Origin of the sequence: Pseudonocardia sp. DSM 110487 (assembly GCF_019468565.1) — a bacterium.
Lineage (GTDB): Bacteria > Actinomycetota > Actinomycetes > Mycobacteriales > Pseudonocardiaceae > Pseudonocardia.
Window position 1 is genome coordinate 5561106 of the sequence record NZ_CP080521.1, and the last position, 13532, is coordinate 5574637.

Annotated in this window: 22 protein-coding genes; 13 read left to right on the forward strand and 9 right to left on the reverse strand. The window is 72.3% G+C overall.

Going from position 1 to position 13532, the window contains the following annotated elements; translation table 11 throughout:
* The first annotated feature begins 162 nt into the window (after positions 1 to 162).
* Together K1T35_RS25875 and K1T35_RS25880 are read left to right on the forward strand one after the other, a co-directional pair.
* On the forward strand, positions 163 to 822 hold the full coding sequence (locus K1T35_RS25875; RefSeq protein ID WP_220254305.1) for a hypothetical protein: 660 nt from the start codon (positions 163 to 165) through the stop codon (positions 820 to 822).
* Between the two features lie 191 nt (positions 823 to 1013).
* On the forward strand, positions 1014 to 1355 hold the full coding sequence (locus K1T35_RS25880; RefSeq protein ID WP_220254311.1) for an Lsr2 family protein: 342 nt from the start codon (positions 1014 to 1016) through the stop codon (positions 1353 to 1355).
* A gap of 10 nt (positions 1356 to 1365) precedes the next feature.
* Here the strand turns inward: K1T35_RS25880 and K1T35_RS25885 are convergent, their stop codons facing one another.
* Together K1T35_RS25885 and K1T35_RS25890 are read right to left on the reverse strand one after the other, a co-directional pair.
* On the reverse strand, positions 1366 to 2139 hold the full coding sequence (locus tag K1T35_RS25885; protein WP_220254312.1) for a 3-hydroxyacyl-CoA dehydrogenase: 774 nt from the start codon (positions 2137 to 2139) through the stop codon (positions 1366 to 1368).
* Between the two features lie 49 nt (positions 2140 to 2188).
* Entirely contained in the window at positions 2189 to 3400 is a 1212-nt protein-coding gene (locus K1T35_RS25890) for an MFS transporter (protein WP_255620718.1), read from the reverse strand.
* A gap of 270 nt (positions 3401 to 3670) precedes the next feature.
* Here K1T35_RS25890 and K1T35_RS49060 point away from each other — a divergent pair, with 270 nt between their 5' ends.
* Together K1T35_RS49060 and K1T35_RS49065 are read left to right on the forward strand one after the other, a co-directional pair.
* Positions 3671 to 3817, forward strand: coding sequence for a hypothetical protein (locus tag K1T35_RS49060; protein WP_255620720.1), 147 nt, complete (start codon positions 3671 to 3673; stop codon positions 3815 to 3817).
* Positions 3814 to 4035 carry a hypothetical protein gene (locus K1T35_RS49065; RefSeq protein ID WP_255620722.1) on the forward strand — a complete coding sequence of 74 codons (222 nt, stop codon included), beginning with the start codon at positions 3814 to 3816 and terminating at the stop codon, positions 4033 to 4035. The genes K1T35_RS49060 and K1T35_RS49065 overlap by 4 nt, the downstream gene beginning before the upstream one ends.
* A gap of 2 nt (positions 4036 to 4037) precedes the next feature.
* Here the strand turns inward: K1T35_RS49065 and K1T35_RS25900 are convergent, their stop codons facing one another.
* Both K1T35_RS25900 and K1T35_RS25905 read right to left on the reverse strand, forming a co-directional pair.
* Positions 4038 to 4334, reverse strand: a complete 297-nt coding sequence (locus tag K1T35_RS25900) for a hypothetical protein (RefSeq protein WP_220254316.1) — start codon at positions 4332 to 4334, stop codon at positions 4038 to 4040.
* A 27-nt stretch (positions 4335 to 4361) separates the two neighbouring features.
* Positions 4362 to 4823 (reverse strand): ATP-binding protein, encoded by a 462-nt coding sequence (locus tag K1T35_RS25905; RefSeq protein WP_220254318.1) that lies wholly within the window; start codon positions 4821 to 4823, stop codon positions 4362 to 4364.
* A gap of 140 nt (positions 4824 to 4963) precedes the next feature.
* On the opposite strand from K1T35_RS25905, the gene K1T35_RS25910 reads away from it, so the two are divergent.
* From K1T35_RS25910 to K1T35_RS25940, 7 genes are read left to right on the forward strand one after another with little or no spacing between them, the layout of a single operon-like run.
* Complete coding sequence (locus K1T35_RS25910; RefSeq protein WP_220254320.1) at positions 4964 to 5587, forward strand: AIM24 family protein; 624 nt, start codon at positions 4964 to 4966, stop codon at positions 5585 to 5587.
* Positions 5587 to 6237 (forward strand): AIM24 family protein, encoded by a 651-nt coding sequence (locus K1T35_RS25915; RefSeq protein ID WP_220254326.1) that lies wholly within the window; start codon positions 5587 to 5589, stop codon positions 6235 to 6237. Before K1T35_RS25910 ends, K1T35_RS25915 begins: the two co-directional genes overlap by 1 nt.
* A 5-nt stretch (positions 6238 to 6242) precedes the next feature.
* Positions 6243 to 7001, forward strand: a complete 759-nt coding sequence (locus K1T35_RS25920; protein ID WP_220254334.1) for an AIM24 family protein — start codon at positions 6243 to 6245, stop codon at positions 6999 to 7001.
* A 50-nt stretch (positions 7002 to 7051) separates the two neighbouring features.
* On the forward strand, positions 7052 to 8101 hold the full coding sequence (locus K1T35_RS25925) for an aromatic acid exporter family protein (RefSeq protein ID WP_220254338.1): 1050 nt from the start codon (positions 7052 to 7054) through the stop codon (positions 8099 to 8101).
* A 47-nt stretch (positions 8102 to 8148) separates the two neighbouring features.
* A complete protein-coding gene (locus K1T35_RS25930; protein ID WP_220254340.1) occupies positions 8149 to 8634 on the forward strand; it encodes a phage holin family protein in 486 nt (161 codons plus the stop codon).
* Positions 8631 to 8975 carry a DUF3618 domain-containing protein gene (locus K1T35_RS25935; RefSeq protein ID WP_220254341.1) on the forward strand — a complete coding sequence of 115 codons (345 nt, stop codon included), beginning with the start codon at positions 8631 to 8633 and terminating at the stop codon, positions 8973 to 8975. The genes K1T35_RS25930 and K1T35_RS25935 overlap by 4 nt, the downstream gene beginning before the upstream one ends.
* Positions 8962 to 9120 (forward strand): hypothetical protein, encoded by a 159-nt coding sequence (locus tag K1T35_RS25940; RefSeq protein WP_220254342.1) that lies wholly within the window; start codon positions 8962 to 8964, stop codon positions 9118 to 9120. The genes K1T35_RS25935 and K1T35_RS25940 overlap by 14 nt, the downstream gene beginning before the upstream one ends.
* A 10-nt stretch (positions 9121 to 9130) precedes the next feature.
* Here the strand turns inward: K1T35_RS25940 and K1T35_RS25945 are convergent, their stop codons facing one another.
* A complete protein-coding gene (locus tag K1T35_RS25945) occupies positions 9131 to 9646 on the reverse strand; it encodes an MFS transporter (protein ID WP_220254344.1) in 516 nt (171 codons plus the stop codon).
* On the opposite strand from K1T35_RS25945, the gene K1T35_RS25950 reads away from it, so the two are divergent.
* Complete coding sequence (locus K1T35_RS25950) at positions 9626 to 9952, forward strand: MarR family winged helix-turn-helix transcriptional regulator (RefSeq protein WP_220254345.1); 327 nt, start codon at positions 9626 to 9628, stop codon at positions 9950 to 9952. The two genes, K1T35_RS25945 and K1T35_RS25950, sit on opposite strands and share 21 nt — an antisense overlap.
* A gap of 43 nt (positions 9953 to 9995) precedes the next feature.
* Here K1T35_RS25950 and K1T35_RS25955 read toward each other — a convergent pair whose 3' ends face one another.
* The 4 genes from K1T35_RS25955 to K1T35_RS25970 all read right to left on the reverse strand — a co-directional run bounded on the left by K1T35_RS25955 (position 9996) and on the right by K1T35_RS25970 (position 12862).
* Positions 9996 to 10658 (reverse strand): VC0807 family protein, encoded by a 663-nt coding sequence (locus tag K1T35_RS25955; RefSeq protein WP_220254346.1) that lies wholly within the window; start codon positions 10656 to 10658, stop codon positions 9996 to 9998.
* Positions 10655 to 11257 (reverse strand): TetR/AcrR family transcriptional regulator, encoded by a 603-nt coding sequence (locus tag K1T35_RS25960; protein WP_255620731.1) that lies wholly within the window; start codon positions 11255 to 11257, stop codon positions 10655 to 10657. The genes K1T35_RS25955 and K1T35_RS25960 overlap by 4 nt, the downstream gene beginning before the upstream one ends.
* Before the next feature lie 73 nt (positions 11258 to 11330).
* Positions 11331 to 11972, reverse strand: coding sequence for an NAD(P)-dependent oxidoreductase (locus tag K1T35_RS25965; RefSeq protein ID WP_220254348.1), 642 nt, complete (start codon positions 11970 to 11972; stop codon positions 11331 to 11333).
* Positions 11973 to 11986: 14 nt separating this feature from the next.
* Positions 11987 to 12862 (reverse strand): EamA family transporter, encoded by an 876-nt coding sequence (locus K1T35_RS25970; RefSeq protein WP_255620732.1) that lies wholly within the window; start codon positions 12860 to 12862, stop codon positions 11987 to 11989.
* A gap of 112 nt (positions 12863 to 12974) precedes the next feature.
* Here K1T35_RS25970 and K1T35_RS25975 point away from each other — a divergent pair, with 112 nt between their 5' ends.
* Positions 12975 to 13481, forward strand: coding sequence for a MarR family winged helix-turn-helix transcriptional regulator (locus K1T35_RS25975; RefSeq protein ID WP_220254350.1), 507 nt, complete (start codon positions 12975 to 12977; stop codon positions 13479 to 13481).
* Positions 13482 to 13532: the final 51 nt, after the last annotated feature.

A 13532-nucleotide genomic window follows, 5' to 3' on the forward strand; every position in this document is an offset into this window, starting at 1 on the left:
GGGAGCCCGGTACGTAGATCGGGGGATCCAGGTTTCCGCTGGGTGCGCCGGCGGGCCGGCCTCGTACCGGGCGTACTCGGTCGGTTCGCCGGTGCGCCCAGCGGGAAGCTGGGCCGTCGAGGTACGTGGTGGGCTCCCGGCGCGGGGCACTAGCTTAGCGGCGTGCCCGGCACCCCGATTACCCTCGACGAGGCCTGCGAGCTGGTGCGTACGGGCGACATGTGGCTCTTCCGCGGCTCCTCCGGCGCCGACCGGGCGATCCGCGGCGTCACCAACGCGCCGATCAACCACGTCGGCATGGCCCTCGTACTCGACGACCTCCCGCCCCTGATGTGGCACGCGGAGCTGGGCCGTGCGCTCCCCGACCTCTGGACCGGCGCCCGACACCGCGGCGTGCAGCTGCACGACATGCGCGACGCGGTGCTGCAGTGGGGCCATCGCTACCGGCAGCGGGCCTGGCTGCGACAGCTGGAGGGGCCGGTCGAGCGCGCACACGAGGACGGCGCGCTGCGGGCGGTCGCCCGGCTGGACGGCAAGCCGTTCCCGTCCGCGGCCCGGCTGACGGGCCGATGGCTGCGCGGCCGGCTGCCGGCCGGATTGCGCAGGCGCCGATCCGCATCCGAAGCCGGTTTGGAGAGCGCTTACTGCGCGGAGGTCGTCGCCCTCACCTACCAGGAGATGGGGCTATTGCCGCCAGATCGCAACCCGGACTGGTATGACCCCGGACGGTTCTGGAGCGGCGACGATCTCGACCTCGCGCCCGGGTTCCGGCTCGGCGGTGAGATCGCTGTGAAGCTGCCACCGGCTCCGGCCACGTCCTGACGCTCCACCCTTTCCCGGGGAGCGCGATCCATTCTGGTCACGGCACACCCATGGGTCAGGTCCCGGATCGACAATGCGCACCGGACTCCTTTATCATCGATCCCGAAATTAGTGCCCACCGTTCTCCAGCGCCGGATCCCCGCCCCGCGGGTAGTCCGGCGTACCCGGAGCAGTTCTGAAAGGCAGCACCAGTGGCCAAGCAGACGACCGTCACCCTGGTCGACGACCTGGACGGCAGCGTCGCCGACGAGCAGGTCGAGTTCGCGATGGACGGCAGGTCCTACGAGATCGACCTGTCCTCGGCCAATAGCGCCAGATTGCGCGAGGCCCTCGCGCCCTTCGTTTCCGCAGCTCGTCGCACGAGTGGACGCCGCCGTTCGGGTGGCGGTGGCGCCGTCGCCGCGGCCCGGCCCAGCACCGACCGCGAGCAGAACCAGGCCATTCGCGAATGGGCCCAGCAGCAGGGCATGAAGATCTCCGAGCGGGGCCGTATCCCGTCCAACGTGCTCGAGGCCTACCACAAGGCGCACTGACTCATCCTGTTCAGCGCGGGGCCATCCGGATTGCGCCGTCGAGCCGGATGACCTCGCCGTTGAGCATCGGATTGACAACGATGTGCGTCACGAGTGCCGCATACTCCGCGGGATCTCCGAGTCGGGCGGGGTGCGGCACCTGCTCACCGAGCGAGGCGCGCACCTCGTCCGATGCCCCGGCGAGCAACGGGGTGTCGAACAACCCGGGCGCGATCGTCATCACGCGGATCTGGGCACTCGCGAGATCGCGCGCGATCGGGAGGGTCATCCCCACCACGCCGCCCTTCGACGCGGAATAGGCGGCCTGGCCGATCTGGCCGTCGAACGCCGCCACGGACGCGGTGTTGACGATCACGCCACGCTCCTCGCCGATCGGGTCGAGCCGTGTCATTCGCTCGGCGGACAAGCGGATCACGTTGAACGTGCCGATCAGGTTGATCTCGATGACGCGCGTGAAGTCGGGCAGCGGGAACACCCCCTTGCGCCCGATCGTCCGGTGGGCGGTGCCGATTCCGGCGCAGTTCACCGCCACCCGCAGTGGCCCGAGCTCGTCGGCCAGATCGAGGGCGGCGGCCACGTCGGCCTCGCTGCGGACATCGGCGGGGGCGAAACGCACCCCGTCGCCGAGTTCCCTGCTGATCGCCGCGGCGCGCTCGGCACCCTCGGACGTCGGCAGGTCGACGATCACCACTTGCGCGCCCGCGGCGCGCAGCGCCTTGGCCGTGGCGAGTCCCAGCCCGGACGCGCCTCCGGTGACCAGCGCAACCCCATTCGTGATGTCCACAGTTCCCGCCTTCTCGCCTCGGTGATCGTCGGGACCTGTCATACCACCGTCAGTCGGCCACCGGGCCGGGGTCGACCGTCCCCCGGTCGCCGTAACGGCGGCGGGCGAGCACGGCCGCGATCGCCAGCGGCACGGACACCGTGAGCGCCGCCCGGAACACCGTGTCGAACGCGGCCGCGTCGGCGAGCGGGGCGAGTACCGCGGTGCCGACCGAGCCGCCGAGGAACAGCAGGGCTGCGAAGAGCGCGATCATCGCCGCCCGCTCCCCTGGCACCACCTCGGTGGCCCAGCTCTGCAGCGTCGTGTGCAGGAACGCCCACGACCCGCCCACCAGCAGTCCCCCGACGGTCACCGTGGTGAGCGAGACGGTCAGCGCGGGCAGTGTCCAGCCGGCGATGAGCATGGCCGCGCCGATCGCCGCGAGCCCGGACGCCGACAGCCGCCCGACCAGGAGTCGTACCACGCGCGACAGGACGACGGCGCCCACTCCGAACGACGCCGCCACCAGCCCGGCGATGGCCGCCGACGCGCCGAGCGCCTGCACCGCGGGCGCGAGGTAGGTCACCACACCCAGCACGACCGCGCCCTCGACGAGCACCAGGACGAGCACTGCGAGCGCCCACCGGTGGCGCACCACGGCGCCGAGGGAACGCATCGGGCTCCTGGTCACCGGCTCACGCTCGGGCTCGGGCAGCCGGCGCAGCGCCACCCACAGGGCGGCAGCGGCCACGCCGGTCGCGGCCGGCACCACACGCCAGCCGACCAGGTCAGCGGCCACTCCTGCCCCGGCCGTCGCGAGCGCCGTACCGAGCGACGACGCCGTGAGGACCTCCGCGAGCGGGCGCTGCCGCATCTGCGCGGGCCACATGTCGCCGACGTACACCAGCGTGGCCGGGATCAGCGCGGCTACGCAGGCGGCCGCGATCGTGCGGGATATGCCGAGGACCAGCAGGTTCGGGGCGACGGCCGACACGACGCCTGCCAGCGCGGCCCCCAGCAGCGCGATCCGCATGACGCGGACGCGCCCGATTCGATCGCTCACCAGCCCCCACACGGGCTGCATCAGCCCGTAGGCGAGGTAGTAGGCACTCGCCACGGCGATCACGGCCACGAGCGGCGCCCGCATGTCGATGCTGATGACCACCATCAGCGGCGCGAGAGAGAACCGGTCGCAACTGCTGGTCAGCCCGGTCAGCTGCAGCAGGCGCAGGCGGGTCCGCTCGCCGCTTCGGCCCGTCGTCGCGCCGGTCTCGCCAGTCACCGTTCGACCATGCGCCGCCCCGGCGCGATTCGCTGCGTGGCCTGCACGTGAGTCTTGCCACTGCACGTGGGTCGGGCAGCTGGGCCTCGACCCGGTGTTCACGTTCGCCGCGTCGCTGCTGTGGGTGCGCGACGGTGCCGCGCTGCCCGCGGCGCTGTCGATCACGCCGGAGTTTCTGCGCAACCCCGCGTCGGAGTCCGGCGCGGTGGTCGACTTCGGGACTGGCAGATACCGCTCGGGCGGCGGTTCCGGGCGCTCAAGCTGTGGGCGGTGGTGCACGGCACGGGACTGTCGGGTTTGCGGTCGCACATCCGCGAGCACGTCGCGCTCGCCGCGAAGCTCGCCGATCGGGTGCGCGCCGACCCTGCGTTCGAGCTGGCACCGAGCCGTCGCTCGGGCTGGTATTCCTCCGGATGATCACCGGCGCCGGTCCAGAGGCCGACGACGCCGCGACGCGCGAGGTGCTCACGCGCGTCAACGCCTCCGGCGCGGCGTTCCTGACGCACACCGTGACCGGCGGGCGTTACGTCATCCGCGTGGCGATCGGCGCGGTGACCACCCGCCCCGAGGACGTCGACCAGCTGTGGGACCGGCTGCGCGCCGAGGTGGCCTCGGTCCTGCGAAGCCGGCCGTGACACTAGCCGGGTTCGCCGCGCCACTTCCGGTACAGCACCCACACCAGGTCGACGAGGGCGATCACCGCGACGACCACCATGGCCCATCCGAGCATCGGGAACGCGTTCGCGAAGCCGATCCACGCCGCGCCGGCCGCGAACACGAGCCCGAACACCGCGAGCACCGCCCGCAGCGTCAGCGCGCTGTAGGCCGGGGCGGCCCCGCCGAAACCGGCCGTGGGGTCGTGGTAGTCGGGCAGGCCACGCTCGTAGTCGGCCCGCGTGCGGTGCGGCCTGTCCTGTCGTTGCCGCTTCACCATGAACCCGGGGTACCCGCCTCCGGGGTATCAGGCCTCCTCGTGCTCCCGGTCGCCGTTCGCATCGGGAATCCGGTGTCGCAGGAGCACGCGGCTGCCTCGATGGTCGAAGTGGATGAGCACCGACTCGGACATGTGGCTCATCAGCGGGATCCCCCGCCCACCCTCCTTGGGCCCGTCCGACGGGGGCCGCCAGCTGCCGTGGTCGACGACTTCGATGCAGAGCGTCGCTGGTCCCGATGGTCCCGACTCCGTCCACAGCGTGAGCTCGACGGCGCCGGCCTCGTCGGGGCCGTAGGCGTGCCGCACCGCGTTGGCGGCCGCCTCGTCGACGGCGAGCACGACGTCGGCGACCTCGATCTCCGTGAGCGCCAGTGGGGCGAGCCAGCCGGAGAGCTCCCGCCGGATCACCGCGAGCTGGTTCGGGTCCGCCGGCCAGCTGCGGTGAACGAACTCGATGCGGCCGGGGGCGGGCCGGCGCGAAACCTCCATACCCGTCACGTTCCACGACTTCCCGGAGAAGCAAACGTCGCCGGCCGCTCGGACACAGCCGGTGGCCCGTTCGTCGCGCCGAGTAGACCGGCGAGCGCTGCCTTCACCTGCTGTTCACCCCCCGCCGTGATGATCACGACGTGCGCGGGTTCCGGCTGAACGGCCATCGGGTGCTCGAGATCGACCTGCAGGGCGGCTCGGTGCGGGCCGCCACCGGCTCGATGATCGCCTACACCGGCGAGGTGACCTTCCGCAACGCAGGCCTCGGCGGTGGCGACGGGCTGCGGGCGGCGATCAAGCGCCGGGCCACCGGCGAGTCGGTCGCGCTGATGCAGTGCTCCGGCACGGGCACCGTCTGGTTCGCGAAGGACGCGATGGACGTCGTGATCGTCGAGCTCGACGGTGACACCCTCAAGGTCGAGTCCGAGCAGCTGCTCGCGATCTCCGACGGCCTGCGCACCGACGTGGCGTTCGCCGGGTTGCGCGGCGCGTCGTCCGGGCAGGGCCTGTTCACCACCACCGTCACCGGCGCGGGCGCGGTCGCCCTGCTGTCGGCGGGCGGGCCGCTCATCGCGCTGGAGGTCTCGCCCCAGTTCCCGCTCGTGGTCGACCCCGACGCGTTCGTCGCCAGCAGCGGCAGGCTCGACCAGACCTTCGTCACCGACGTGTCGTGGCGCAACCTGATCGGCGAGAGCTCCGGCGAAGCGTTCTCCCTGCGCTTCGACGGCACCGGCGTCGTCTACGTCCAGCCTGAGGAGCGGTAGTGCCCTTCACCGAGGTGAACCCGAAGGTCGTCATGGCCGCGGTGGCGCCGGGCACGGAGGTGCTCGCCCGCCGCGGCGCGATGCTCGCCTACACCGGCGACGTCGGCTTCGCCCCCGTCCACACCGGGCAGGGCGGGATCGGCGGCATGGCCGGCCGGATGGTCCGGGGCGAGCAGGTGTCGCAGATGGTCGCCCGGGGACGCGGCACCGTCTACTACGGCTTCCGCGGCATGTACGTCACGATCGTCGAGCTCGACGGCTCCGGGCCGCTCTCCGTCGAGGCCGACCGCCTCGTTGCCCACGACGCCGCGCTGCAGTCCACGGTGGTCTTCCTCGGCCAACAGGGCGGCATCCGCGGCGCGGTGCGGGGCGCCGTCACCGGCCAGGGCATGTTCACGACCCAGCTGCACGGGGTCGGCTCGGTCGCGGTGCTCTCCCACGGCGGCACCATCGCCCTTCCGGTGCAGCCCGGCCGGCCCACCACGGTCGACCCCCAGGCCTACGTCGCCCACGTCGGGCAGGTGAACGCCGACATCGCCGTCAACGCGAGCTGGCGTGACGCCGTCGGCCGCGGCTCGGGCGAGGCGATCCAGCTGAAGCTGACCGGCAGCGGCACCGTGTACGTCCAGGCGTCCGAGCAGAAGGTGTGATCGCGGTGACCGGCACGCTCAACCCGCAGACGCTGCCCGACAACGACAACATCCCGGGCAACCACTACGCCTACTGCGTGCGCCTCGACGGGCAGCTGTTCATGCAGACCGGGCGGATGATCGCCTACTACCCGGCGCACGGCTCGGGGATCAGGTTCGAGCCGCTCACCGCCGGGAGCATCGGCGGTTTCGTGGCCTCGCGCTTCTCCGCACCCCTCTACACCCGCGACTGGGTGGTGGCCACCGGAGCGGGGCACCTCCTGCTCGGCGACCGCGGCTACGACATCAACAGCTACGACCTCACCGACGGCAACCTCACCCTGCGCGCGGCGAACCTGCTCGCCTTCGACGCGACGCTCGAGCTCAAGCAGTCGATCGTGCCCGGCTTCCTCACGCTCATCGGAACCGGGAAGTTCCTCGCCTCCAGCTCGGGCCCGGTGATCTTCGCCGAGCCGCCGATCCGGGTCGACCCGCAGGCGCTCGTCGGATGGGCCGACTGCCCGTCGCCGTCGCACCACTTCGACGCGGGCTGGATGACCGGCTTCCTCGGCGCCGCCGCTGGCTTCTTCGGGGCCACCTCCGGCGAGGAACGGCAGTTCGACTTCACCGGCGCCGGCACCGTGCTGCTGCAGTCCTCCGAGCACGCCGTGGACGACCCGCACCTGCTGCGGCAGCTGGAGTCCCAGGTCGGCTCGCTCGGGCTTACCGGCCTCACCCACCTGCAGGGCGTCGTCCAGTCGCAGATCGCCCAGCGCCGGCCGTAGCGCGGTTCACGTTCGCGCATGTCCCGGCCGGCACGGGGCACCATCCGGTCGTGTCGAACCTGTGGTACCTGGTGCGGGAGCAGTTGCGTGTGCTGTGCAGGCCTGGCCGCGACCGCGAGGTCGTGGTGCAGGCGGTCAAGGCTGCACTGGCCGCCGTCGCCTCTCTGCTGGTGACGGGCCCGTGGGCCGGGAGTCACGCCTTCCTCGCCCCGTACGCCGCGGTCCTCACCGTGACGAGCACCGTGCGGGGCTCCTGGACCGGGGCGGCCCGACAAGCGGGCATGGTGGCCACCGGGGTCGTGCTGGCGCACCTCGTGGGCCTTCTCGTGCCGGTCGGCACCCTCGCCGTGCCCGTCGTCGTGCTGATCGGGCTGTTGGTCGGCCGGTGGCGGCAGTTCGGCCCCGACGGGTGGTGGGTCGCCATCACCTCGCTGATCGTGGTGGTCAACGGCACCGCGGCGAACGCCCTCGACCTGGCGGGCTGGGTGGCGCTCAGCCTCTGCGGGTCGCTGGTGGGCGCCCTCGTGAACACCGTCCTGTTCCCCCCGGTGCACCTGCGCGACGCGCGGCACGCGGTCGGCGCGCTCATCGATGAGGTCGCCACGCAGCTGCGCGACATGGCCGCCGCCGTGCGCGAGGGCTGGTCGGCCACCGACGCGCGCCGCTGGACGCACAGCGCCCGCGGCCTGCGCCGCGCCGTGCGGCGGGCCGACGACGCCGTGTGGTACGGCCGCGAGAGCGCCCGCTGGAACCCGCGCAGACGCCACATCCGCCGGGCCGACTCCCCGCTTGCGGGGCGCGACGTCGTCGACCGGCTCAGCCGGGTCTGCGAACGCGTGCTGCAGGTCAGCGTCCTGCTCGCCAACCGCGCCGAGCACGAGGACCACCCCGGCGACCCGGAGCTCGCGGTCCTGCTCGAGCGGCTCGCCGACGCCGTCGCCATCCTCGCCGAGCGACCGGACGAGCTCGCCGCCGCGCTCGACGCCCCCGGCGCCGAAGCGCGCAGGCTGCGGGACGGCGCCGGCACGCAAGCCGCCCGTGGTGCCTGCGTGATCGCGGTGTCGGACGCGGTGACCGAGCTCGAGGCGGTGACGGGTTGACTGCGGTGACGGGTTAGCGGAGCCGGGTGGTGGGGTAGCTCTCCGGCATGACCTCGCACACGACGGGCGTGCCGGCGCAGCGGACAGCGCCCCCTCCCGGTGCGCCCACGCCCGGTACCCCGGACCCGGCCGCGACCACCGCGGAGCTGACCGACGTCTCGACCGGCGAACTCGTCCGCAGGCTCTCCGCACAGCTCTCCGAGCTGTTCCGCCGCGAGCTGGAGCTGGCGCGGACCGAGCTCACCGCGAAGGGGAAGCGGGCGGGTGCCGGGGCAGGGCTCGCAGGCGCAGGTGGCGTGGTGGCCCTCTTCGGGGTCGGCGCGCTGATCGCGGCCGCGATCGCCGGGCTCGCCACGGTGATGCCGGTGTGGCTGTCGGCCCTGATCGTCGGGGTGGTGCTGCTGCTCGTGGCGGGGGCGCTCGCCCTCGTCGGGCGTTCGCGGCTGCGGAAGGCCACGCCCCCGGTGCCGGAACAGGCGGTGCAGGGCGTCCAGAACGACGTCGCCGCGGTCCGGAACGCGGTGCACCGATGACCAGGCCGGGAGACGGCGGCGCCCCGAACGAGGGTGAGGTCGTCGAGCGGGACGTCGCGCAGCTGAGGACGGAGCTCGGCGACACGGTCGAGGAGCTCGTCCACCGCGTCGACGTGCCGCAGCGGCTGCGCGAGAAGCGCGCCGAGGCCACCGAGCGGGTGCAGGCCCAGGTGGCGCACGCCCGCGAGGTCATGGCGGAGAAGGCACCCGCCGTCGAGGACGCGGTGCGCCAGCGGCCGCTGGTGGTCGGTGGGGTCATCGCCGCTCTGCTGCTCCTGTTCCTGCGCAGCCAGCGACGCCGGCGCATGCACCGGAAGGAGGACGCCGATGGAACGCGGTAGCTCCAAGCACAACCCCCGCGAGGACGAGGCGCTCGCCGACCAGGTCTCCGGCGAACTCGGCCCTGGCGGGTCGAACCGCGAGGAGTGGACGTCCGCGGAACCCCCGGCGGACGACGACCCACCCGAGCGCACCGACGAGGGCTGAGCCCCGGGGCTCAGTGCACCGGCCGGCGGCCCGGCAACCCGAAGCCGACCGCGACCACCGCCGCGAGCGCGGCGCCGATCGCGGTGATGCCGAAGCCCAGCTCGTACCCCTCGACCGACGGCAGCGCCGCGCCCGGTGACACGTGCGCGGCGAGGACGGCCGCCGCCACCGCACCGGATACGCTCGCCCCGAGCATCCGGACCAGGCTGTTCACGCCGCTGGCGACTCCGGTCCGCGCCGGGTCGACGTGCTCGATCGCCATCGTCGCGAGCGCGGAGTACGCGAGCCCGATGCCCACGCCCAGCAGCGTCATGGAGCTCAGCACGTCGGTGACATGCGCGTGGGACAGCACGAGCCAGAGCTCCGAGGCGCCGGTCAGCACCGCCCCGATCGCGACCACGTACGGCGCGGACAGCCGTCGGATCAGCCCGCCGGACGCCAGCGACACGATCATCATCAGGATCGACGCCGGCAGCACGTAGAGGCCGGCCTCCTCGCGGAGGCGATGCAGGTCGAGGGGCCGCACGCCACCCGGCAGGTCCAACGGCTGGTCGCCCGCGGTCTGATCGAGAAGACCGTCGACCCCGCCGACCGGCGCGTGGCGCGGCTCGCGCTGACCCACGAGGGGATCGAGCTGATCGACCGCTACCACGCGGTGATCAAGGGCTGGATGCGCGACGCGGTCGCCGACTGGCCGACCGAGGACAGGCGGCAGGTCTGCGCGCTCATCGTGCGCTGGGTCGATGACATCGAGACCTACTTCGACAAGCTCGACGCCCAGCCGTTCCCCAGGTTGGACGCAGGTGCCCCGAACCGGAAGTCCGGTGCATAAATCGGCGGATCAGGCCGGTCGGCCCGCCACGGCGACGAGCACGTCAGGCATCGAGGTGTTCCTTGCGGATGTACCAGACGTGCCAGGCGATCAGACAGGCCAGCACACCGAGCCATACCACCGTGGTGACCAGGGAGATGAGGTCGATCGGCAGCGTGTAGACGAGCACGACGTGGACCACCGCGTTGGCGAGCAGCACGGCGCCCCATGCGGCTGTGTCGATGCGCAGCCCGCGCCGGAACCGGGCGTCGGTCTCCCAGCGGGCGACCCACGCGGCCGCACCTTCGGCGCCGCGCTTGACCTCGGCGATCGTGCGGCCCAGCGTCAGCTGGGCTGGCCTGCCGATGAATACCGTGACCAGCATCCACGCGCCGAACAGGCCGCCCAGCGCGGCGGTCCACGCTTCCCGGATGACGAGGGTGCGTGGGTCGTCCGACAGCAGGCCGAGCACGACCGACAGCACCAGGACGCTCAACGTGACCAGGGCGACGAGGTCGATTCGGCGGTTGCGCACGACCGTCCACACCACGTACGGCGCGGCCACCAGGACACCCGCCATCAACGCCCACCACTGGCTCACGCCCGCGGCGCGCAGCCCGTAGAACAGCACCATCGGCACGATCACCTCGAACACGACGGCCATCAGGTTGGCGCGGACCACCCGGCGCAGGCCCGCGTCGGGAACGGGCTTCTCGTCGATCCTCATGCGGATCCCCCCTCGGGATCGGACGCGGTCGCCCGCACGTACAAGTCAGCGAGCTCGCCGCCGATGCGGGCGAGCTCGACGGGTTCGGGTGGGTCGGCGGCCGCGGTGGCGACGACGGCGTCGAGCCCGGTCATGAGGGCGATCGCCACCGTCCGCGGGTCGAACGGCCGGAACACGCCTGCTGCCTGCCCGGTGCGGAAGTGCTCCTCGAACAAGGCGAGACGGCCGCTGACCTCGGTGCTGTGCGAGCCGGCGTTCTTCACCAGGTCGATCAGCGCTCGGACAGCGGCCGGGTGCTCGCCGACGAGCGCGACATTCGCCTCGACGTAGGCGCGCAGCTGCGCGACGTGCCCGTCGGCGGCGTCGATGCGCGGCTGCATGAACGCGCCCGTGACCAGCTCGATCTCGGCGACGCACGCCGCGAGCAGGTCATCCTTGCCTGCGAAGTGGTAGCTGATCATGCCGGTACTGGACAGGCCGGCGCGTTTCGCGATCCGGCTGAACGACGCCTTCGCGTAGCCGACCTCGGCGATCACCTCGATCGCCGCCGCCACGATCTGGGTGCGCCTGCCCGACTCGGTGAACGTTCTTGCTCGCACGAGCAGAAATTAGCTCATACAAGCAAATGAGGCAAGCTGGTCGGCACAGCGGGCACCATCAAGGAAGTCGGTCCTAGTACGCCACGGTGAACCGCACTCGGCGGTGCGCAGGCGCCTCGATCTCGTCCACCAGCGCCACCGCCATGTCCTCGACGGAGATCGCCGAACGTCCCGCGGCATCGACGAGCAGCTCGTCGCCGCCCAGCCGGTAACGGCCGGTGCGCGCCCCGGGGAGCATCGCGGCCGGCGGGCTCACGTAGGTCCAGTCCACGTCGACGGCGGCACGGCAGGCCGCGAGCTGACGCACACCCGCCCTGGCGATTCCGCGGTAGTCCGGCTCGACGAGGTCAGGGTCCTCGGCGACGAGTCGCCCGCCCGAGCCGGGCACCGCCAGGCTGCCCGCCCCGCCGACCACCACGAGGCGCGCCCCGGTGCCGGCGAGCCCGGCAAGCAGCGCCTTCGTGGTGGCGACGAGCTCGCTCTCGCGCCCTGCGGGCGGACGGGTGGCCGCAACCACGGCGTCCTGCCCGTCGCCCAGCATCGCGACGTCGGCGATGTCGGCCGCGTCGCCGCTGCGGACGCGGACTCCCGCGGGCAGGACGGCGGCACGGGACCGGTCCCGCACGACGGCTGTGACGTCGTGGCCTCGGGCGACCGCCTCGGTCACGACCCGGCTGCCGACGAACCCGGCGGCGCCGATCACGGTGATCTGCACGATCGTTTCTCCAGTCAGGATTCGACGAGCTCGCGACGGCGTTCCGTGGCGCGAGGTGCCGGCCTCGGCCGGCTCAGCGCCTGGCCTGCGACCAGCGCCGCCAGCGCGACCGCGAGCCCGGCGATCTGGGGCGACGTCAGGGTCTGCCCGAGCACCACGAGCCCGGCGAGCGTCGCCGTGAGCGGGTTGGACAGGGTGAGCAGCGAGACGGTCGCCGGGGAGAGCCGTCCGATCCCGCGGAACCACAGGATGTAGGCGAGCGCACCGCCGAACGTCGCGAGATAGGTGTAGCCCGCCGCGTTGGCGACGCTCACAGCCGCCGGCAACCCTTCGCCCAGCAGCGTCACGGGCACCAGGACAAGGCCCCCGAGCGTCATCTGCCATGCGGTCGACATGAGCGGATGCCCCGGGCTCCCCCACTTCTTCACCAGGACGATCCCGAGGGCCATGAGGCCCACCCCGACGAGCATCGCGACCACGGCGAGCGGGTCGAGCCGGGCCTGCGCGGTGAGCGTCATCAGCGCCACCCCTGCGACGCCCGCGAGCGCGGCGAGGAGCTGCGGCAGGGGCGTGCGGGTCCGCAGCGCTAGCCAGGCAAGCCCGGCGACCATGAGCGGCTGCACCGTTCCCAGCGTGGCGGCGACGCCGCCCGGCAGCCGATAGGCCGCGTAGAACAGCAGCGGGAAGAACGCGGCGAAGTTCACGACGCCGAGCACGAGGAACCGCCACCACCACACCGGCGACGGCGGCAGCCGCCGCACGAACAGCAGTACGAGAAGCCCGGCGGGCAGGGCCCGCAGGAGGGCGGCGAGCAGCGGCCGGTCCGGCGGCAGGAGCGTCGCCGTGACGACGTAGGTGGTGCCCCAGCTGACGGGGGCGAGCATGGTCATGAGGCGGTCCTTCACTGAACTCTCCATCCTGATAATCTCGATGTCGAGATACATGCCAGCACGGCGGTAGCTCGACGTCAAGTTTCTCGACATGAAGAGAGGTGGGTCACGCGTGGAGGACGCGGTCGACCGGATCCTGGGCCAGTGGCGCCGCGAGCGCCCCGACCTCGTGACCGAGCTGTGGCCCATGGGGCTCGTCGGGCGCGTCCAGCGGCTCGACCGCATCGTCGAACGTGAGCTGAAGGCGTTCTGGGCCCAACGCGACCTCGAACTGTGGGAGGCCGACGTGCTCCTCACGCTGCGCCGTGCAGGCGCGCCCTACGCCCTCACCCCGGGCGCGCTGCTCAAGGCCGCCATGATCACGTCAGGGGCCATGACCAACCGCATCGACCGTTTGGAGGCGAAGGGCCTCGTCGAGCGCAGCCCCGGCCCCGACGACCGCCGCTCGGTGCGCGTGCAGCTCACGCGCCGCGCACACGAGCTGATCGACGAGTTCTTCGCCGAGCACATCGCGAACGAGGCCCGCCTGTTCGCAGGCCTCACCGCCGACGAGCGCGAGCAGCTCGCGAGGTTGCTCCGCACGGCGCTCCACGCGCTCGGCGACACTGATATCACATGACGCCCGAACGCGACGATTCATCATTCCACACTCGAAAGTGGAACTGAGCGG

Bases quoted from the DNA above. Each gene is read 5' to 3' on its own strand.
- K1T35_RS49065 (WP_255620722.1), top strand. From the start codon at position 3,814: ATGATCACCGGCGCCGGTCCAGAGGCCGACGACGCCGCGACGCGCGAG.
- K1T35_RS25900 (WP_220254316.1), bottom strand. From the start codon at position 4,334: ATGGTGAAGCGGCAACGACAGGACAGGCCGCACCGCACGCGGGCCGAC.
- K1T35_RS25905 (WP_220254318.1), bottom strand. From the start codon at position 4,823: ATGGAGGTTTCGCGCCGGCCCGCCCCCGGCCGCATCGAGTTCGTTCAC.
- K1T35_RS25930 (WP_220254340.1), top strand. From the start codon at position 8,149: ATGACCTCGCACACGACGGGCGTGCCGGCGCAGCGGACAGCGCCCCCT.
- K1T35_RS25935 (WP_220254341.1), top strand. From the start codon at position 8,631: ATGACCAGGCCGGGAGACGGCGGCGCCCCGAACGAGGGTGAGGTCGTC.
- K1T35_RS25940 (WP_220254342.1), top strand. From the start codon at position 8,962: ATGGAACGCGGTAGCTCCAAGCACAACCCCCGCGAGGACGAGGCGCTC.
- K1T35_RS25950 (WP_220254345.1), top strand. From the start codon at position 9,626: ATGCAGGTCGAGGGGCCGCACGCCACCCGGCAGGTCCAACGGCTGGTC.
- K1T35_RS25955 (WP_220254346.1), bottom strand. From the start codon at position 10,658: ATGAGGATCGACGAGAAGCCCGTTCCCGACGCGGGCCTGCGCCGGGTG.
- K1T35_RS25970 (WP_255620732.1), bottom strand. From the start codon at position 12,862: ATGACCATGCTCGCCCCCGTCAGCTGGGGCACCACCTACGTCGTCACG.